At 60.8% G+C, this 17,807-nt stretch carries 18 protein-coding genes and 2 pseudogenes; 10 read left to right on the top strand and 10 right to left on the bottom strand.

The window, feature by feature from the left end; genetic code table 11:
- Positions 1-6 precede the first annotated feature (6 nt).
- Positions 7-696 (bottom strand): M48 family metallopeptidase, encoded by a 690-nt coding sequence (locus ACR3E4_RS00285; RefSeq protein ID WP_480531914.1) that lies wholly within the window; start codon positions 694-696, stop codon positions 7-9.
- Between the two features lie 150 nt (positions 697-846).
- Between ACR3E4_RS00285 and ACR3E4_RS00280 the strand changes: the two genes are divergently transcribed.
- Complete coding sequence (locus tag ACR3E4_RS00280; protein WP_480531916.1) at positions 847-1,650, top strand: methyltransferase domain-containing protein; 804 nt, start codon at positions 847-849, stop codon at positions 1,648-1,650.
- Between the two features lie 14 nt (positions 1,651-1,664).
- Here ACR3E4_RS00280 and ACR3E4_RS00275 read toward each other — a convergent pair whose 3' ends face one another.
- From ACR3E4_RS00275 to ACR3E4_RS00255, 5 genes are all read right to left on the bottom strand, one after another.
- Positions 1,665-2,849, bottom strand: coding sequence for a vWA domain-containing protein (locus tag ACR3E4_RS00275; RefSeq protein ID WP_480531918.1), 1,185 nt, complete (start codon positions 2,847-2,849; stop codon positions 1,665-1,667).
- Between the two features lie 4 nt (positions 2,850-2,853).
- A complete protein-coding gene (locus ACR3E4_RS00270) occupies positions 2,854-3,021 on the bottom strand; it encodes a hypothetical protein (protein WP_480531920.1) in 168 nt (55 codons plus the stop codon).
- Between the two features lie 6 nt (positions 3,022-3,027).
- Positions 3,028-4,392, bottom strand: coding sequence for a DUF2927 domain-containing protein (locus tag ACR3E4_RS00265; protein WP_480531922.1), 1,365 nt, complete (start codon positions 4,390-4,392; stop codon positions 3,028-3,030).
- The gene (locus ACR3E4_RS00260) at positions 4,389-4,838 is read right to left on the bottom strand and encodes an N-acetyltransferase family protein (RefSeq protein ID WP_480531924.1); all 450 of its coding nucleotides are present in this window, start codon (positions 4,836-4,838) and stop codon (positions 4,389-4,391) included. The genes ACR3E4_RS00265 and ACR3E4_RS00260 overlap by 4 nt, the downstream gene beginning before the upstream one ends.
- A gap of 110 nt (positions 4,839-4,948) precedes the next feature.
- The gene (locus tag ACR3E4_RS00255) at positions 4,949-5,794 is read right to left on the bottom strand and encodes an AAA family ATPase (protein WP_480531926.1); all 846 of its coding nucleotides are present in this window, start codon (positions 5,792-5,794) and stop codon (positions 4,949-4,951) included.
- Between the two features lie 366 nt (positions 5,795-6,160).
- Here ACR3E4_RS00255 and dksA point away from each other — a divergent pair, with 366 nt between their 5' ends.
- Positions 6,161-6,583, top strand: a complete 423-nt coding sequence (gene dksA, locus ACR3E4_RS00250; RefSeq protein WP_170354457.1) for an RNA polymerase-binding protein DksA — start codon at positions 6,161-6,163, stop codon at positions 6,581-6,583.
- Positions 6,584-6,654: 71 nt separating this feature from the next.
- Positions 6,655-7,806 carry an FAD-dependent oxidoreductase gene (locus tag ACR3E4_RS00245; RefSeq protein WP_480531928.1) on the top strand — a complete coding sequence of 384 codons (1,152 nt, stop codon included), beginning with the start codon at positions 6,655-6,657 and terminating at the stop codon, positions 7,804-7,806.
- Positions 7,807-7,810: 4 nt separating this feature from the next.
- Here ACR3E4_RS00245 and xth read toward each other — a convergent pair whose 3' ends face one another.
- Together xth and ACR3E4_RS00235 are read right to left on the bottom strand one after the other, a co-directional pair.
- Positions 7,811-8,590, bottom strand: a complete 780-nt coding sequence (xth, locus tag ACR3E4_RS00240; RefSeq protein WP_480531930.1) for an exodeoxyribonuclease III — start codon at positions 8,588-8,590, stop codon at positions 7,811-7,813.
- 280 nt (positions 8,591-8,870) lie between these two features.
- Positions 8,871-9,194, bottom strand: coding sequence for a HesB/IscA family protein (locus ACR3E4_RS00235; protein ID WP_480531932.1), 324 nt, complete (start codon positions 9,192-9,194; stop codon positions 8,871-8,873).
- 76 nt (positions 9,195-9,270) lie between these two features.
- Here ACR3E4_RS00235 and ACR3E4_RS00230 point away from each other — a divergent pair, with 76 nt between their 5' ends.
- On the top strand, positions 9,271-10,428 hold the full coding sequence (locus ACR3E4_RS00230) for a deoxyguanosinetriphosphate triphosphohydrolase (protein ID WP_480531934.1): 1,158 nt from the start codon (positions 9,271-9,273) through the stop codon (positions 10,426-10,428).
- Here the strand turns inward: ACR3E4_RS00230 and ACR3E4_RS00225 are convergent.
- Positions 10,410-11,006 carry a putative pterin-binding protein gene (locus ACR3E4_RS00225; RefSeq protein WP_480567037.1) on the bottom strand — a complete coding sequence of 199 codons (597 nt, stop codon included), beginning with the start codon at positions 11,004-11,006 and terminating at the stop codon, positions 10,410-10,412. The two genes, ACR3E4_RS00230 and ACR3E4_RS00225, sit on opposite strands and share 19 nt — an antisense overlap.
- Before the next feature lie 88 nt (positions 11,007-11,094).
- On the opposite strand from ACR3E4_RS00225, the gene argS reads away from it, so the two are divergent.
- The 6 genes and pseudogenes from argS (at position 11,095) to ACR3E4_RS00195 (ending at position 16,707) form a co-directional block, all read left to right on the top strand.
- Complete coding sequence (gene argS / locus ACR3E4_RS00220; RefSeq protein WP_480531938.1) at positions 11,095-12,840, top strand: arginine--tRNA ligase; 1,746 nt, start codon at positions 11,095-11,097, stop codon at positions 12,838-12,840.
- A gap of 88 nt (positions 12,841-12,928) precedes the next feature.
- The gene (locus ACR3E4_RS00215) at positions 12,929-13,972 is read left to right on the top strand and encodes an SPOR domain-containing protein (RefSeq protein ID WP_480531940.1); all 1,044 of its coding nucleotides are present in this window, start codon (positions 12,929-12,931) and stop codon (positions 13,970-13,972) included.
- Positions 13,969-14,976: a beta-N-acetylhexosaminidase gene (nagZ, locus tag ACR3E4_RS00210; RefSeq protein WP_480531942.1), complete on the top strand. Its 1,008-nt coding sequence runs from the start codon at positions 13,969-13,971 to the stop codon at positions 14,974-14,976. Before ACR3E4_RS00215 ends, nagZ begins: the two co-directional genes overlap by 4 nt.
- A complete protein-coding gene (locus tag ACR3E4_RS00205; RefSeq protein WP_480531944.1) occupies positions 14,966-15,760 on the top strand; it encodes a segregation and condensation protein A in 795 nt (264 codons plus the stop codon). Before nagZ ends, ACR3E4_RS00205 begins: the two co-directional genes overlap by 11 nt.
- Positions 15,753-16,402 (top strand): annotated as a pseudogene (gene scpB, locus ACR3E4_RS00200) (SMC-Scp complex subunit ScpB). Before ACR3E4_RS00205 ends, scpB begins: the two are co-directional and overlap by 8 nt.
- 65 nt (positions 16,403-16,467) lie before the next feature.
- Complete coding sequence (locus ACR3E4_RS00195; protein WP_480531948.1) at positions 16,468-16,707, top strand: hypothetical protein; 240 nt, start codon at positions 16,468-16,470, stop codon at positions 16,705-16,707.
- Positions 16,708-16,710: 3 nt separating this feature from the next.
- On the opposite strand, the pseudogene ACR3E4_RS00190 reads toward ACR3E4_RS00195, so the two are convergent.
- Positions 16,711-17,789: pseudogene (locus tag ACR3E4_RS00190) on the bottom strand (2'-deoxycytidine 5'-triphosphate deaminase).
- Positions 17,790-17,807: the final 18 nt, after the last annotated feature.

Here is a 17,807-nt window from a genome sequence, read left to right as displayed (position 1 = left end):
CCGAACCTAACCACCCGCGTCCCAACGCTGCTCAAGCACCTCCAGCGCCGCAATCCGCTCATCCGTCTTGGGATGGCTCATCAGCCATGCCGGAACCACCCCGGCGCGCTGTTGGGTCAATTCCTCAAGCTTGTGAAACAGCGATTTCTGCGGCCCGATGCCAATCCCCGCCTTGGTCAGCAGGGCGGCGGCATATTCATCCGCCTCATACTCATCCCCGCGCGACAGCCGTGAGGCGAGAAGATGTGTCAGCATATTGGCAATCCACGCACCGATGAAGGGAATGAACCGGTTCAGCAGCATCATCAACGCCGCCCGCAGCGCATTCTGGCCGGAAAAATCGATCATCCTGCGTCGCGCATGCCCCAGTGCCACATGGCCCAGTTCATGCGCAATCACGCTGGCCATTTCTTCGGCCGAGACCTCTCCGTTGCGGAATTTGCGATAGAACCCGCGCGTGATAAATATCCGTCCATCCGGCGCGGCCAGCCCGTTCACGGGGTCGATCTCATAGATGTAGACAGGCACCCGATCAATCTCCAGCGCCGCCGCCAACCGGTCGGTCATACGTTTCAGCGCCGGATCCGCCAGTTCAGTGGATTTCGCATCCAGCTCACGATGAGTACGCCAGACGGAAATCCGGTACATCACGACGGCATAGGCAATGGCCAGCAGGATCGGGGTCAGGCGAAGCATGTGTTAGATATGGGTTTGCAATCCTGACAGAGCAACACAATTCTGCGTATTCAGTCTGATGGGCTCGGGCAGTGCTCGGCCCGTAGGGGCGGCAGGTGAGTAATTCCCGCAAATAAGGTATGATAGGGACATTTGATCAGGAGTTGTCCTTTGTCCGATCCCTATTCCGATCTTGCCGCGCAACAGAATGACATTCAGGAACGCATCGCCGACGCGATGGAGGCGCGCTGTCTCGAACCGGCGCAAAAGGCCATCAGGCAGGCATATCTTGCAGATATCGACCTTCCGGCTGGGGCCAGGGCGCTTGAGATGGGCTCGGGAACCGGTCACGTGACCGAAGACCTGCTCACATTAGCCGGGGCGTCTTCGGCCATCGGGATTGAGCCGTCCCCGGTCATGGTCGCGCGGGCGACGGAACGATTTTCCGACAATCCGCAACTCAGTTTCGAAATCGGCGATGCCAAGGGCACCGGCTTCCCAGATGAGGCATTCGACATGATCCTGATGCACACTTTGCTGTGCCACGTGCCCCAGCCGCAGAAGGTTCTTGCCGAAGCCTACCGGCTGCTGAAACCGGGCGGTGTTCTGGCGATTTGCGACGGGGACTACGACACAGCAACGGCGCAGATCGCCGATTATGATCCGCTGGATCAGCTTGTCCGCTTCATGATCAACCAGAACGTGACCAACCTGTGGATCATGCGTCAGATCTCGGGACTGCTGGATGGGTTCGGGTTCAGTCTTGGGGCACGGAAGGGGCACAGTTACGTCGCCGAGGGCAACGCCACCTATTTCCTGACCGTCATCGACCGGGGTGCAGACCGCATGGTCGAAGAAGGGATATTGGGGTCCGAGACCGCAGCTGCGCTGAAACGCGAGGCGCGCGATCGGGTGGACAAGAACACTTTCTTCGGCTTCATGTCTTATGTCAGCCAGATTGCCTATAAGCCCTAATCACGGGCAGGGCGTTATCGCGTCAGTTCCCGCATGCCCTGTTCCAGCCCGGCCAGTGTCATCGGCACCATGCGGTCCTCGAAAATCTCCTGAATCATGCCGATCGAATGGGTGTATTCCCAGTATTTTTCGGGCACCGGATTGATCCAGAGGTTCGAGGCCCATTGCTCGCGCGCGCGCTGCAGCCAGATCTGTCCGGCCTCGGGGTTCCAATGCTCATTGGCGCCGCCGGGATAGGCGATCTCGTAGGGGCTCATCGAAGCGTCGCCGACAAATATACACTTGTAGTCCGACCCGTAGGTGCGCAGCACTTCGTGAGTCGGGGTCTGCTGGTCCCAGCGGCGGCGGTTGTCGCGCCAAACGCCTTCATAAAGGCAGTTGTGGAAATAGTAATATTCCAGATGCTTGAACTCGGTCCGGGCGGCTGAAAACAGCTCTTCGACCACCTTGATATGCGGGTCCATCGAGCCGCCCACGTCCAGAAACAGCAGTACCTTGACCGCATTGTGCCGCTCGGGGCGGGTCTGGACGTCCAGATAGCCATGCTCGGCCGTGGCGCGGATGGTGCCGTCCAGATCCAGCTCCTCGGCGGCGCCTTCGCGCGCCCAGCGGCGCAGGCGTTTCAGGGCGACCTTGATGTTGCGGGTGCCCAGTTCCACCGTGTCGTCGAAATTGCGAAATTCGCGCTTGTCCCAGACTTTGACTGCGCGCTGATGGCGGCTTTCCTTCTGACCGATGCGCACCCCTTCGGGGTTATAGCCATAAGCCCCGAAGGGCGAGGTTCCAGCGGTGCCGATCCACTTGTTGCCACCCTGATGGCGGCCTTGCTGGTCTTTCAGGCGCTCGCGCAGCGTTTCCATCAGCTTGTCGAAACCGCCAAGTGCCTCGATCTCGGCCTTTTCTTCGGCGCTCAGGTGCTTTTCGGCCATCTTCGCCAGCCATTCGGCGGGGATGTCCACCGCCTCCAGCACCTGATCAAAGCTGATCTCGTTCAGCCCCTCGAAACTGGCCGCGAAGGCGCGGTCGAACTTGTCGATGTTGCGCTCGTCTTTCACCATCGACACACGGGCGAGATAGTAGAACGCCTCGACATCGTAGGTCGCCAGCCCTTTCTTCATGCCCTCGAGAAAGGTCAGGTATTCGCGCAATGATACGGGAATGCCTGCTTTACGGAGGTTTTCGAAGAAGGGCAGGAACATGGGGTCAGACCATACGAACCAGAACCAGCGAGATGATCAGGCCCACCAATGCAAAGGCGATGCCATAACCGGCAGCGTATTGGGCCATATCCATGCCGCTGCCGTTGCGCTTGCGTGCTGCCAAGGCACCCAGAATCGCGCCCAGAATTGCCATGCCCAGAACCACTACCATCTGCCGTTATCCACCTGTGTTCGCGGCGGTCGCCTGTGCAAAATCCTCTGTCACTGAGCGTACCACCAATTCCGAGCCGAAGCCGTAGCGCGCCCATCCGATACTGTCCAGCCTGACCGTGCGGGCCTGTTCGGTTTGTCCGGATTGCCGCAGCGCCTCGGATTTCAGCAGCAGCAGGGTGGCCAGCAGGGCCGCGTTTTCGGCCTGAGTCATGACCTCGATGGCGTTGTCCAGATCGGGTAACGCATCTGCGCCCTGACCTTGTGCCAGCGCAAAGGCGGCGGTCTGCGCGGTGACGTGGGCGCGCTGAACCTCGGTGCCCGGCGTGGCGTCGAGATATCTCAGGGCCGTTGCGTATTGCACTTGCGCCGCATCGGGATCGTCGAACTGCCCCATGCGCCCCAGCAGATAGTGCGGATAGGCGCGGCGGTGATCGGTCCAGCCCTGCTGTTTGCCGATCCGGGCGGCCTCTTCCGCGGCCCTGACCCGTTTGGCCGAGCTTGACCCTGATCCCAGCGCCTTTTGCACCGCGTTGATCCAGGCACGCGGCGTCTCGGCCACCGGTTGCGGGGCGATCCGGTCGCCGCGCGGGTTCAGGTGGCTGAGCACGTCGGGCAGCACCGCAGCCACCTGGTCACGGGTCATGCCGCTATGCAGTTCGTGCGCATAGGCGGTACGCAGGATCAGCATGTCGAAACCGGTCAGGATGGTGTGAAAATTGTCATCGTTGAAGACGGAATCCGGCAGGTGGTAGAGGTCATTGAGCGGCCCCAGCGCCTGCGCCAGTTCTTCGTGCAGACAATCGCGTACTTCCTGCGGGCTGGCATCATAGGGGATGAAAATGCCGATCCGTTCGCGGCTGCGCAGTTCGGTCCAGTTGCTTTTGCTCTTGCGGCGGTCGCGGCGATATTCCTCAAGGCTCGAGGCATTGGGCACCACGAAACAGGCTGCTTGCGGCAGGATGCGCTGAATCTGTTTCTGGCTGACGGCCTCGATGGTGATATTCGCCTGACCGTCGGGAATCTGGCGGATGTCGATCCGTGCCTCGCGCTGCAACCGGGTCAGCAGGCGGCTGAGATCGGTCTGCATCGAAGGAGGGGCTGTCCCGGTCAGCTTCACCGTGATCGGATCTTCGAACCGGGTGAACACCGGCAGTTCCGCGCCGCTTTCCAGCGCGAAATGCAGCGACAGGAAATCTGCCGCGATGTTGGTGTTGGATCGGGCAGGGGTGCTGGCGCGGGTGGTACCAAAATTTTTGGTAGGAGGCAGCGACTCTTCGATCACTTTGATGCGCGTCGGCAGCTCGATCCGTTCGACCGAGGTGCAGGCCGACAACGTCGCCAGCAACAGGGCTGTACCCAGACGCATCATGGGCGCTGATACTTCAGAAACGGCGTTAACTTGCCGATGCGGTCATAAAGCTGGCGTGCGGTGTGATTGAACTCCTGCGTCAGCCAATAAACGTTCGGGGCTTGTTGCCGGTCGGCCTCGTCATAAACGGCTTGAATTAGTGCGCGTCCGACGCCTGTGCCGCGTGCCGCGGGGCGGGCATAAAGGTCCTGCAGATAGCAGACCCGTTCGACCTTCCAGGCATGGCGGTGAAACAGGTAATGGGTCAGCCCGATCAATTCCCCATCCCGCTCGGCCACAAAGCAGGAAAAGTCTTGCGGATCATCGCCTAAGAGGCGGGCGAAGGTGGTGTCATACACCTCGTCCGAAACCTCGGATTCATAAAACGCCAGATAGTCGTGCCACATCTCGGCCCATGCCGCCCGGTCGTCAGGGCGCAAAGGGCGGATGGTAAGGGCGGTCGACATGTTCGGGTTTCCTGCTCTGCGGGGCCCGTTTGGTGGTCGGGCTTCGGTTGCTGCAATGCTGACATCCGGCCCCGCGGAAGGCAAGCCGCGATCACCGGATGTTCAAGTCCTCAGCGCTTGCCGCGCGCCATGAAGGCAAGGCGTTCAAACAAATGCACGTCCTGTTCGTTCTTCAACAGCGCGCCATGCAGTTTGGGCAGGGCGTTGGCACCATCACGTTTGAGGTCCTCTGCCGTCAGGTCCTCGGCCAGCAGCAGCTTGAGCCAGTCCAGTACCTCCGAAGTCGAGGGCTTTTTCTTCAACCCTTGCGTTTCGCGGATTTCATAGAACTGGGTCAGCGCGGTGGTCAGCAGCGCATCCTTGATGCCGGGGTGATGCACCTCGACTATGCGGCGCATCGTGGCTTCGTCCGGAAAGCGGATATAGTGGAAGAAACAGCGGCGCAGAAAGGCGTCGGGCAGTTCTTTTTCGTTGTTCGAGGTGATGATCACTATGGGGCGGTGCTTAGCCCGGATCGTCTCGCCGGTTTCGTAGACATGAAACTCCATCTTATCGAGTTCCTGCAGGAGGTCATTTGGAAATTCGATATCGGCCTTGTCGATCTCGTCGATCAGCAGCACGACCTTCTCATCCGCCTCGAAAGCCTGCCACAGCTTGCCCTTGCGGATATAGTTCGACACGTCATGCACACGTTCTTCGCCCAACTGGCTGTCGCGCAGGCGGCTGACCGCATCGTATTCATACAGACCCTGCTGCGCGCGGGTGGTGGATTTCACGTTCCACTCGATCATCGTCAGCCCCAGCGCACCGGCCACCTGCTTGGCCAACTCGGTCTTGCCGGTGCCGGGCTCACCCTTGACCAGCAGCGGGCGTTCCAGCGTCACCGCAGCGTTCACGGCAATGGTCAGATCGTCGGTGGCGACATATTCGGCGGTGCCTTGGAAACGTGCGGTCATGAGACTCTCATGTAGTGAAGCGATATGCAGCCCGGGTTACAGAGCGGCAGAGTTTTTGACAAGCCGGGCCGCTGCGTCGGTCGGGTGGAAATTTGCAATGTCTCCAACCTTTTTGCGCGATTCGTTGTGATCTTGCTTTGCCTTTGGTTGCACCTTGCCGCAAAAATGACCGCGTATTTTCACCAAAAAACACCGATTTCTTGTTACAAGTCTCACATTTAGACAATCGCGCTGCAGGGCGTGCCGGTCCTACGTTTGTGTAGTGACAATCCCGCGCCTGTCGGATAAACGCTGCGCAGAAGGGGGTGCCAAATGTCAGGTGAAACTACCGCTACCGACGTTTCAGGCCATACCGAGGGAGCAACAATGAAACAGGAAGTTTTTCTGCCGGAGGATTACCGCCCGGCTGAAGATGAACCTTTTATGAATGATCGACAGCTTGAGTATTTTCGCCGCAAGCTGCTGGATTGGAAAACAGAATTACTCGCAGGCAGCCGCGACACCATCGAAGGGCTGCAGGACAACACCCGAAACATTCCCGATGTCGCCGACCGCGCAAGCGAGGAAACCGACCGTGCGCTGGAACTGCGCACACGGGATCGTCAGCGCAAGCTGGTCGCCAAGATCGACTCGGCCCTGCGTCGGATCGATGAAGGAGAATACGGGTATTGCGAAAAGACCGGTGACCCGATTTCGCTGAAACGTCTGGATGCGCGTCCGATCGCGACCATGACGCTGGAAGCGCAAGAGCGTCACGAGCGCCGCGAAAAGGTTCACCGCGACGATTGATCGCTGGAGTTCCAAAGACATAATAAACGCCGGGGTCTTCCACTCCGGCGTTTTTTCGTTATGGCGGGGGCATGAATCTCAACGGTCTGAAATTCTGTGTCATTGGCGGCGGGATCGGCGGTCTGGCCGCAGCACTGGCGCTGCGGCAGCGCGGGGCGCGGGTGACGGTGTTGGAACAGGCTCCGGCGCTGACCGAGGTCGGGGCAGGGTTGCAGATCAGTGCCAATGGCATGGTGGTTTTGCGGGCTCTGGGGGTGGTCGGTGATGAATCCGAGGCCGGATTGCGTTCGGCCGGAACTGTCCTGAGGGATTTTCGCAAAGGGCGCGTCATCAGCCGCGTTGCCGGGCCAACAGCTGGGCCGACCTATTATTATCACCGCGCCGATTTGTTGGATCTCCTGCACAACGCGGCAGAACGGGCAGGGGTCGACATCCGGTTGGATGCGCGCGTTGTCGAGGTATGCAAGCACCCGGGCGAGGCCGAAGTCATTCTGGCCTCTGGTGAGAGGCTGCGCGCCGAATGTACGATTGCCGCCGATGGGGGCCGCAGCCTGATCCGCCCGCTTCTGAACGGGCAGGAAACGCCGGAGTTCACCCATCAGATCGCATGGCGCGCGACCGTCCCCTGGTCCGAGCGGGCCGAGGCCGCGCGTGCCTCATTGACGATGGGACCGGGCCGTCACGTGGTCAGCTATCCTTTGCGCGATCAAAGCCTGATGAATATCGTTGCCATAGAAGAGCGTTCGGACTGGCGCGAGGAAGGCTGGCGCCGTCAGGGTGATCCGGACGACCTGCGCAGTCGGTTTGCCGATTTCGGAGGACCGGTTGGCGATTTGTTGTCTCAGGTGGAGGAGGTCCATCTTTGGGCTCTGTTCCTGCGCCCGGTGGCGGAATGCTGGCAGAATGGTCGGCTGGCCCTTCTGGGTGATGCCGCCCACCCAACGCTGCCATTCATGGCGCAGGGGGCCTGCCTGGCGCTGGAAGATGCATGGGGCCTGATCCGTGCCTTCGAGGGTCAATCCGGTGTGGCGCAAGCGCTAACCGCTTACGAAGCATTGCGCCGTCCGCGCGCCCGACGGGTGGTTGCCGCCGCGAATGCGAACGCGCGCAATTTCCATCTGCGTGGTCCCATGCGTCTGGCGGCACAAGCGGCCCTGTCGGTGATCGGATCGCGATTGTCGCGCCGCTATGACTGGATTTACGACTACGACGCGACCGCGTGATCGGTCAAAGGTCCAGATCCACCCAGACCGGTACGTGATCAGACGGTTTCTCGTGCCCCCGCACCTCGGCATCGATCTGACAGTTTCGCATCAGATCAGCGGCCTGCGGGGTCAGCAGAAAATGGTCGATCCGGATACCGTCATTGCGGTTCCACGCACCAGCCTGATAGTCCCAGAAAGAGTAATGGCCGGGGCCCTGCGTGCGGGCGCGGAAAGCTTCGGTGAATCCCAGGTTCAGAATCTTCCGGAATGCGGCACGACTTTCGGGGCGAAACAGGGCATCCTCACGCCAGGCCTCAGGCCGTTTCGCATCTTCTGGCTGCGGAATGATGTTGTAGTCTCCGGCCATCAGCGCCGGTTCCTCAGCGGCAAGTAGGTCGCGCGCCCGATCGAAAAGCCGCTCCATCCAGGCAAGCTTATAATCATATTTCGGACCTGGCACCGGGTTCCCGTTTGGCAGATACAGCCCGCAAATCCGCAATGCCTGCTTGCCCACGACAGTCGCTTCGATCCAACGCGCCTGTTCGTCTGAATCGTCGCCAGGCAATCCCCGCGTCACATCCTCGAGCGGCAGTTTTGACAGGATCGCAACGCCGTTAAAGCTCTTTTGCCCGTGGGTTTCGACATTATATCCACGCTCTTCGAACATCTCGCGTGGGAAGTTTTCGTCCACCGACTTGATCTCTTGCAAAAGCACAACATCCGGTTGCGCCTCATCCAGCCAGCGAGGCAGAGCTTCGGCCCGCGCTTTGATGCCATTGATGTTGAATGTGGCGATTTTCATGCGCGATCCTCCGAAGCCTTATGGCAACCTATCGCGCAGAACGGGCCCAACGGCAAGTCGAGAGCGGGGGCGAGGCTCTGCCTCGCGCTCCGGTATATATTTAGCCAGATGAAGTAACGGATCCTTAACCAGAAGTATGAAGAATGATCTGGCGGTACAGACGGGGACGCCGATGACCGCGCCAGATGAAGCTCTCTGATCTTTGCTGGTCAGAGAGCGGATCCCTCTTCATCTGGCTAAAAATATCCTGGGGGTGTGGGGGCAATGCCCCCACCGGTGGTTACATCGAAAACGACGTACCGCAGCCGCAGGAGGAGGTGGCGTTCGGATTCTCGATCACAAACCTCGCGCCGATCAGTTCCTGAGTGAAGTCGATCACGGCATTTTCAAGAAACGGCAGCGATATCGCGTCAACGATGACCTTCTGGCCCTTGCCTTCCAGCACAAGGTCATCCTCTTTCGGTTCGTCCAGCGCGATTTCATATTGAAAACCGGAACATCCCCCGCCTTCTACCGCGACGCGCAGGGCCTGGCCCTGATCCGCTGCGCCGATCTCGGCCAGCCGGTCAAAGGCGCGATCTGTGACTTTTGGGGGCAGATTCATGCCGGTCTCCAAAGGTTTATTTCCTCAGCGCTGTACAATATATGAAACCTGAAGACAGGCGACAAGGACAAGACCTTTGAACAGAGCGGGTTTTGCCTCGGATCCAGGCCGCGCAAGGGGGCGGCTTGTACCAGAGGAAGAAAGCAGCTTCCGGTCATGCTTTCAGCGTGATCGCGACCGGATCATTCACGCCAGCGCGTTTCGGCGGCTCAAACATAAGACACAGGTGTTTGTTGAGCATGAGGGCGACAGCTACCGCACCCGTCTGACGCATTCCATCGAAGTCGCGCAGGTGGCGCGGACCATTGCCGGCGCGCTGGGACTGAATCCGGAACTGACTGAGGCGGTGGCACTGGCGCATGATCTGGGGCACACGCCGTTTGGGCATACGGGCGAGGATGCGCTGCACGCTTTGATGCAGCCATATGGCGGGTTTGATCATAACGCGCAGGCCATTCGCATCGTTACCAAACTGGAACGCCACTATGCCGAGTTCGACGGCTGTAACCTGACCTGGGAATGTCTGGAAGGGATTGCCAAACACAACGGCCCCGTCATTGGTGATTTGCCCTGGGCTTTGGCCGAGTGCAATCAGGGCTTTGATCTGGAACTTCATACCCATGCGAGCGCCGAGGCACAGGTGGCCGCGCTTTCGGATGACATTGCGTACAACAATCACGACCTGTTCGATGGGTTGCGCGCCGGTTTGTTCAGTGACGCCGATATTCAGCAACTTCCGATCATTGACGCCTGTTTTGCCGAGGTGGATGCCAAGTATCCAGGGTTGGACACCTATCGCCGCCGACATGAGGCGCTTAGGCGGGTGTTTGGCGTGATGGTCTCGGACGTGATCGACACGTCGCGCGGGCTGATCGCCGCCTCTGGCGCGCAGTCGGTCGAGGAGATCAGGTATCTGGGTTACCCGGTCATTCAATTTTCGGATGACCTATGGGCGCAACTCAAGCAGATCCGGGCGTTCCTGTTTTCGCGCATGTACCGCGCACCCAGCGTGATGCAGGTGCGTGCCAAGGTCAGCAAAGTGGTTGAGGAGCTGTTTCCCATCTACCTGAACGACCCGAAACAAATGCCCGGTCATTGGCACAGCGATATCGAGGCGGCGGCGGACGAGACGGCGCTGGCCCGGATCGTCTCGGATTATATTGCGGGCATGACCGACAGGTTTGCGCTGCAGGATCATGCCCGGCTGACCGGGGATCACTCGATCGCGATATAGGCGATGGCCCAGACCTGCTGGCTGGCCTGCGTCTGGGCCAGTTCGGCATCATCGGTTGGCGGGAAGACGATCATTGTGGGGCCATAGCCACCAATGCCCATGGGCACGCCATCCGCATGGGTGGCCACGATGGGTTGATGTGCGTTGATGCTCTGCCATGGGATTTCCGCCTGATAGCCGTCCAATGCCATGGGCAGCGCAGATTTGCCTTCGGCCCCGGCCATCTGCATCACCTCGGACAGCAGCGGTCCCGAGAAAACATAGTCGCGCTGGTTCTCGGACGGGCCGTAGGGGATGGTGATCTCGACCTGCTCCAGCCCGTCCAGCATGGTCGCATCGAAACCTGCGGCACCGGAATGTGTGACTTCGAGGTAACCCAACAGGCCGCCGTCATTCTCGGCGCGCGCGGGAAGGTTGGTCTGGGTGACGGCGCCGCCCAGGGTCAGGATGACGTGACCTTCGGGGGTGGGCAGTTCGGCCCAGGCGGGCAGGGCGGTGGACAGAAGCAGGGCAAGGGGCAGGATACGGCGCATGTGATCTCCGGTGTTGGTGGGGGCGGTTCCGAGATTACCCGGCATATGCGCCAAGCCAAGCGCAAACTATAGGCGTCCATTGACCTTGCCGTGATGCGTGTTAAACCGCCCGGCAAGCAAAAGGACATCCGAAATGAACCTGTTTTCCGAGATCCGCTCTCTGGTACTGGACGCGCTGGCGCAGATGCAGTCCGAAGGCGCGCTGCCCGAGGGGTTGAGCTTTGACAACGTGGCGGTCGAACCGCCGCGCGATACGGCGCATGGCGACATGGCGACCAATGCGGCGATGGTGCTGGCGAAACCGGCGAAGATGAAGCCGCGCGATATTGCCGATGTGCTGGCCGGAAAGTTGGCTGCGGACGACCGGATCACCAGTGCCGAGGTCGCGGGGCCAGGGTTCCTGAACCTGCGTCTGGCTCCGTCTGTCTGGCAGGGCGTTCTGGCGGCGGTGTTGGAGCAGGGCACCGACTATGGCCGCTCGACCATGGGACAGGGGCTGAAAGTGAATGTCGAGTATGTTTCGGCCAACCCCACTGGCCCGCTGCATGTGGGTCATACGCGGGGGGCCGTCTTCGGCGACGCTTTGGCCAGTCTGCTGGCCTATTCCGGCCATGACGTGACCCGCGAGTATTACATCAACGATGGCGGCGCGCAGGTGGATGTTCTGGCGCGGTCGGCCTACGAGCGTTACCGCGAAGCCAACGGGCTGAGCCCCGAGATTGCCGAGGGGCTGTATCCCGGCGACTATCTGATCCCGATTGGCGAGGCGCTGAAAGAGAAATACGGCGACAGCCTGATCGACAAGCCGGAAAGCGATTGGCTGGAAGAGCTTCGGGAATTCTCGACCGACGCGATGATGGACCTGATCCGCGCTGACCTGAAGGCGCTGGGCGTCGAGATGGACGTGTTCTTCTCCGAGAAATCTCTCTATGGCACCGGTCGGATTGAGGCGGCGCTGCAGTCGCTGACCGACAAGGGCCTGATCTATGAAGGCGTTCTTGAACCTCCGAAAGGCAAGAAGCCCGAGGATTGGGAACCGCGCGAGCAGACCCTGTTCAAATCGACCGAGCATGGTGATGATGTGGACCGTCCGGTCAAGAAGTCGGACGGCAGCTGGACCTATTTCGCCCCCGATATCGCTTACCACTATGACAAGGTGACCCGTGGCTTTGACGCGCTGATCGACGTGTTCGGCGCGGACCATGGCGGCTATGTCAAACGGATGAAGGCGGCTGTATCGGCGCTGTCCGACGGCAAGGTGCCGCTGGATATCAAGCTGACGCAACTGGTGAAGCTGTGGAAGAATGGTGAGCCGTTCAAGATGTCCAAGCGGGCCGGGAATTTTGTCACCCTGCGCGATGTGGTCGATCAGGTTGGCCCTGATGTAACCCGTTTCGTGATGCTGACCCGTAAGAACGATGCGCCGCTGGACTTCGATTTCGACAAGGTGCTGGAGCAGAGCCGCGAGAACCCGGTGTTCTACGTGCAATACGCCCATGCCCGCGTGATGAGCGTGCTGCGACGCGCCGCCGAGGCCGGGATTGCGGCAGACGATGCGGCGCTGAGCGGGGCTGATCTGAGCAAGAATGACCACGCCTCGGAACTGGCCGTGGCCAAGAAACTGGCCGAATGGCCGCGTCTGGTCGAGATTGCAGCGCGTACCAACGAACCGCATCGCGTTGCCTTCTATCTGTATGAACTTGCAGGAGATTTCCACGCATTGTGGAATAAGGGCAACGATGAAACCCAGTTGCGTTTCATCCAGGATGGCGATGTTGCCACAAGCCAGTCGAAAATCGCATTGGCCCGCGCTGTTTCTGTTGTGATTTCAGCGGGCTTGGGTATTCTTGGCGTTACCCCGGCGCAGGAGATGCGGTAACAAAATCGCCCGAACCGCCGGTACGAGGTAGGCAAGAAATGACCCGCGCGCCATCTTTTTAAGGCGCGAAACGGGCGGTGAGGCGGATATGGCACGTTACGATTACTCGGGGCAGGCAAGCCCCGAGCAGATGGATTACTCGAATCAAGCGCATCCTGAGAATGCGTATGACTATTCAGATGAGATGTACGACTATGAACCGGTTCCGCGCGCGGGCGCCGGGTTTGGCCGTATTGTCAACGTTCTGGGGGCGGTCGCGTCGCTGGCGCTGGTCGCGGGCGTCGGCGTCTGGGGGTACAAGCTGGTGATGCGTGACGTCAGCGGAGTGCCGGTTGTGCGCGCCGCCGAAGGGCCGATGCGCATCCAGCCTGAAAATCCGGGCGGTACACCTGCGGATCATCAGGGCCTTGCAGTGAACACTGTGGCCGCTGTCGGAACCGCCGCACCCCCGGCGGATCGGCTGATCCTGGCCCCGCGCCCTGTGTCGCTGACCGATGAAGACACCCCCATGGCCGCGCTTGAGGCCACCAATGCCGTGCAGGTGATCGAAGAACCCACCACCGATCAGGCTGTCGTGAACGCGCTGGTCGAAGGCCTCGCCGCCGATACCCAGACCGAACAGGTGCAAGAGCAGGGCGTTCAATTGGCCTCATTGGTCACGCCCGAGGATGAGCCTGCGATTGATCCCGCCGATCTGGCCGCTCAATTGCCCGACCCGAAGATTGCGGCCTTGCCGGGTGTGCGCCGATCGCTGCGCCCGCTGGTGCGTCCGGCCCGTGCAACCCGCAGCTCGATTTCGTCGAACAGCGCCACCGAGGCGGCGATCAATGCCGCCGTGAAGGCCGCCGTAGGTCTGGATGTTGATCCGGATACCCTGACCAAGGGTACGCGGCTGGCGCAGCTCGGGGCCTATGAAAGCAACGATGTGGCGCAAGCGGAATGGGCGCGTTTGAATAGCCGGTTTGGCGAATATATGAACGGAAAACAGCGCGTTATCCAAAAAACCTCAAGCGGCGGTCGCACCTTCTATCGGCTGCGCGTCATGGGGTTCGATGATCTGAGCGACTCGCGTCAGTTCTGCGCCGCGCTGGTGGCGCAGGGGGCCGATTGCATCCCGGTCGCCGTCCGGTGAGCTTTGGCGCCGTCATCTCCGATGCCGAAGGGCTGCGCCTGACGCCGGATGAGAGAGCCTTGTTCAAAGAGATGAACCCGTTCGGGTTCATTCTGTTTGCCCGCAATATCGAAAGCGCCGATCAGGTACGCGCCCTGTGCGACGATTTCCGCGAAGCGGTGGGCCGCAATTGCCCCATCACGGTCGATCAGGAGGGTGGGCGCGTGCAGCGTCTGCGTGCCCCGATTGCGCGCGAATGGCTGCCTCCGCTGGATCACACCGCCAAAGCTGGCGATCTGGCCGAACGTGCTATGTACTTGCGCTATCGCCTGATTGCGCATGAGCTGTTCGAGCTGGGCATCGACAGCAACTGCGCCCCGATGGTGGATGTGGCGCGGCCTGATACCCACGCCTTTCTGCGCAACCGCTGTTATGGCGATGATGCGGTTACGATCGGTAAGATCGGGCGCGCCGTGGCGCAGGCGCATCTGGATGGGGGCGTCCTGCCGGTGATGAAACACATGCCGGGCCACGGCCGCGCGACGCTGGACACCCATTTTGACCTGCCGCGCGTCGAGCTGCCTCTGGACGAGTTGACCCGGACGGACTTTGCGCCATTCCGGTCGCTGAACGATCTGCCGATGGGAATGACGGCCCATCTGGTGTTTGAACAGATCGACGCGACCCCGGCCACAATTTCCGCCCCGATGATGCAGGTGATCCGCGATGTGATCGGCTTTGAAGGGCTGATCATGACCGATGACATCACCATGAAAGCGCTCAGCGGCACTGTGCCCGAACGCTCGCGGCAAGCGCTGCAGGCGGGCTGCGATGTCGTCTTGCATTGCAATGGCAGCTTTGACGAGCGTCGCGCCGTGCTGGAAACCGCAGGCCAGATGACGCAGGCGGCACAGTCCCGCGCAGATCGCGCGCTGGCCATGCGCAAACCCCCGGCGGAACTTGACATCCAAGCCGCCGAAGCGGAACTATCTGCCCTAATGGGCGGGCAGGTGTATGCAGGATAACCTTTTTAGCGAAGACCCGGTCTCGGTTGCCGATCGGCTTGCGGCCGAAGCGCTGATCGTTGACGTCGACGGGTTCGAAGGCCCGCTGGACGTGCTGCTGACCCTGTCTCGCACGCAAAAGGTGGACCTACGTAAAATCTCGGTCCTGGCGCTGGCGCAGCAATATCTGACCTTTGTCGAAAAGGCGCGGCAGCTGCGGATTGAACTGGCTGCGGATTATCTGGTGATGGCGGCGTGGCTGGCCTTTCTCAAATCCCGCCTGCTGCTGCCGCCTGACCCCGATGACGAAGGACCCTCGGGCGAGGAACTGGCCGCGCATCTGGCGTTCCAGCTTGAGCGTCTGCAGGCCATGCGCGACGCCGCCGCACGGCTGATGGCACGTGACCAGTTGGGGCGCGACTTCTTCAAACGCGGGCAGGGCGAGGATGTCACCCGCATTCGCACCGTGACCTATTCCGCCACGCTGCTGGACCTGATGCAGGGCTATGCCCGCATTCGCACCCGCGATGAATTCCGCCCCTTCGTCATGGACCGCGACGCCGTCTTCACGATGGAGCAAGCGCTGGAACGGATGCGTCCGCTGATCGGTTTCGCGGGGACATGGACGGATATGGAGACCTATCTGCCCGACGGCTGGGATGCTGACCCGGTACGGCGGCGCTCGGCCACGGCGGCGACCTTTGCGGCCTCGCTGGAACTGGTGAAAGAAGGACATATGGAGATCAAGCAGAGCGAAACTTTCGCCCCGATCCATCTGCGCAAGAGGACCGAAACCCGTGACTGACGCCCCCGAAGAAACCGGCACCCTGTTCGAAGCGCCCCCGTTGGCGGAACAGGAACGTATGGTCGAGGCGGTGCTGTTCGCCAGCGCGCAGCCCGTGACCATCGCCGATTTAGAGGCCCGGATGCCCCATGGCAGCAATGCGGCACAGGCGGTCGAATCGCTGCAGAAGCGTTATGAAGGGCGCGGTGTGCGCGTGGTCCGTGTGGGTGAGGCCTGGGCCATTCGCACCGCCCCGATCTTGGGTTCCTGATGCAAAAGGAAACCGTCGAGACCCGCAAGCTGAGCCGCGCCGCCATTGAGACGCTGGCCATCGTCGCCTATCACCAGCCCTGTACCCGGGCCGAGATCGAAGAGATCCGCGGCGTTTCCGTGTCGCGCGGCACTATCGATCAGCTGCTCGAGATGGAGTGGATCAGGCTGGGCCGCCGCCGCATGACGCCGGGCCGACCGGTGACATTTGTTGTGACGCCCGAGTTTCTGGACCATTTCGGATTAGAAAATGCCCGCGATCTGCCGGGTCTGAAAGAGCTTCGCGCAGCCGGGTTGCTGGAAAACCGCCCACCTCCGGGCGCAGTGCCGTTGGGCGAGGGGCAGGAAGAAGACGCGGATGAGGATCAGACCGAGTTGTTCGAGGAAGAGTGATCGAACAGCCCTTTTGTTGCCGCAGAACGGCACTATTGTAGGGCGCAGGAAACGGAGTTGAGCCAATGAATGCCAATCGGATCATCGACATGATCATACGTCAGGTGACGCGCCGGCTTGTGAACCATGGGATCGACAAGGGGGTCGATCTGGCAAGCCGGGTAGGCCGCAAGCCGGGGGAGACCCAGACACCAAACAGCCCCGAAGCTGACCGCCAGATGCGTGACACCACCGCGCGCCAGAAGCAGAGCGCCAATCAGATGAAGCAGGTCACACGCCAGATGCGGCGTTTCATCAAGTTCTGAAACTCAGCTTACGGGCTTGAAATGTTTGGACAGTTTCAGCCCCTGACCCTGATAGTTCGAGGCAATGCCCGCACCATATAGCTGCGTCGGCATCTCGGCCATTTTCTCATAAACCAGCCGTCCGACAATCTGTCCATGCTCCAGCACGAAGGGCGCCTCGTGGCAGCGCACTTCCAGAACGCCACGCGATCCGCGCCGCCCGCCTCGGCATGGCCGAAGCCGGGATCGAAGAAGCCTGCGTAATGCACGCGGAACTCACCTACCATGGCTAGATAGGGGGCCATTTCGGCGGCATACATCGGCGGGATATGCACCGCTTCGCGGCTGACGAGGATGTAGAATGCGCCGGGATCAAGGATGATGCGCCCGTCCTTTGTGCGCACCTCTTCCCAATATTCCTGCGGGTCATATTCGCCGATCCGGTCCAGATCGATCACCCCAGTATGGGGCTTGGCGCGATAGCCCACCAGATCGGTATCGGGCAGCTGCAGATCGACCGAAAAGCCCAAACCGTCCTGAATGACGGCGGGTCCGTCAACCAGCGGTGTCTGCGCATGCAGGGTGGTCAGCTCCGCGTCGCTCAGCACCGCCTGCCCCTTGCGGAACCGGATCTGGTTCAACCGCATTCCGGGCCGGACCAGAACCGAGAAGGACCGCGGGCAGATTTCAGCAAAAAGCGGGCCGGTATAGCCTGCGGGGACCCGGTCAAATTCGGTACCGCCATCGGTGATGGTACGGGTCAGCAGGTCCAGCCGCCCGGTGGAGCTTTTGGCGTTGGCCACCGCACTGACATCATCGGGCAGGGCGAGCGATTCCATCAGCGGCACCAGATAGACGCAGCCTTTTTCCAGAACGGCCCCGTCGGTGATGTCGATGCGGTGCATCTCGAACTCGGTCAATCGGTCCGCGACCGAGCGTCCTTCGCCTGCCAGAAACGAGGCACGCACCCGGTAAGCCACTGTACCCAAACGCAGATCAAGACTGGCGGGCTGTACCTGCGCCGGAATGACCTCCGGGCTTGCGGTGATTTCGCCGCGTGCGATCATCGCTTCAAGCTGCTGGTTCGGGCATACACCTGTCATCTCGATCCCCTCTGCTGC

The sequence above is a fragment of the Ruegeria sp. AP11 genome (genome assembly GCF_056535865.1).
Note: the sequence above shows the minus strand (reverse complement) of the source record. Positions and strands in the feature narration are given on the sequence as shown.

Coding starts and splice junctions, on each gene's coding strand:
- xth (WP_480531930.1), bottom strand. CDS start 8,590: ATGAAAATCGCCACATTCAACATCAATGGCATCAAAGCGCGGGCCGAA.
- ACR3E4_RS00235 (WP_480531932.1), bottom strand. CDS start 9,194: ATGAATCTGCCCCCAAAAGTCACAGATCGCGCCTTTGACCGGCTGGCC.
- ACR3E4_RS00265 (WP_480531922.1), bottom strand. CDS start 4,392: ATGATGCGTCTGGGTACAGCCCTGTTGCTGGCGACGTTGTCGGCCTGC.
- ACR3E4_RS00245 (WP_480531928.1), top strand. CDS start 6,655: ATGAATCTCAACGGTCTGAAATTCTGTGTCATTGGCGGCGGGATCGGC.
- ACR3E4_RS00275 (WP_480531918.1), bottom strand. CDS start 2,849: ATGTTCCTGCCCTTCTTCGAAAACCTCCGTAAAGCAGGCATTCCCGTA.
- dksA (WP_170354457.1), top strand. CDS start 6,161: ATGAAACAGGAAGTTTTTCTGCCGGAGGATTACCGCCCGGCTGAAGAT.
- ACR3E4_RS00285 (WP_480531914.1), bottom strand. CDS start 696: ATGCTTCGCCTGACCCCGATCCTGCTGGCCATTGCCTATGCCGTCGTG.
- ACR3E4_RS00260 (WP_480531924.1), bottom strand. CDS start 4,838: ATGTCGACCGCCCTTACCATCCGCCCTTTGCGCCCTGACGACCGGGCG.
- ACR3E4_RS00270 (WP_480531920.1), bottom strand. CDS start 3,021: ATGGTAGTGGTTCTGGGCATGGCAATTCTGGGCGCGATTCTGGGTGCC.
- ACR3E4_RS00225 (WP_480567037.1), bottom strand. CDS start 11,006: ATGCCGGGTAATCTCGGAACCGCCCCCACCAACACCGGAGATCACATG.
- argS (WP_480531938.1), top strand. CDS start 11,095: ATGAACCTGTTTTCCGAGATCCGCTCTCTGGTACTGGACGCGCTGGCG.
- ACR3E4_RS00205 (WP_480531944.1), top strand. CDS start 14,966: ATGCAGGATAACCTTTTTAGCGAAGACCCGGTCTCGGTTGCCGATCGG.
- ACR3E4_RS00215 (WP_480531940.1), top strand. CDS start 12,929: ATGGCACGTTACGATTACTCGGGGCAGGCAAGCCCCGAGCAGATGGAT.
- ACR3E4_RS00195 (WP_480531948.1), top strand. CDS start 16,468: ATGAATGCCAATCGGATCATCGACATGATCATACGTCAGGTGACGCGC.
- ACR3E4_RS00255 (WP_480531926.1), bottom strand. CDS start 5,794: ATGACCGCACGTTTCCAAGGCACCGCCGAATATGTCGCCACCGACGAT.